This window comes from Bartonella sp. AA86SXKL (genome assembly GCF_042196885.1).
On the sequence record NZ_JBHIRE010000138.1, the window covers coordinates 1 to 326 of the forward strand.

Consider the following 326-nt stretch of genomic DNA (forward strand, 5'->3'; position numbering starts at 1 on the left):
AAAAACGTTTAGAAACAAGCTTTTCAGCGGTAAAGGCCTGCACAGTGCGAATGGCGCTGACCTGTTCAGTTGCTAAAGCGTTGGCATCTGCAATACGATCTTGCGCAGCGCGTGTACGTGTACGAACCTTGCGCCCAAAGACAACTAACGGAATAGCAACAAAAGGGATAGCAAGCAAAACAAGCGAAGACAATTTGGCATTGGTGATAACCATCATAACAATCGCTCCAATCACCACAATCAGATGACGCAAAGCCGTAGAAGCGGTTGAACCAACAGCCAATTTTATTTGAGTGGTATCTGTTAAAAGCCGTGAAACAAGTTCA

General features: G+C 45.1%; 1 protein-coding gene. It reads right to left on the bottom strand.

Translation table 11 applies throughout. The features are described 5' to 3' along the window. On the bottom strand, positions 1-326 hold a 326-nt coding region (locus ACFIO5_RS10535; protein ID WP_375705373.1), incomplete at both ends, for an ABC transporter transmembrane domain-containing protein.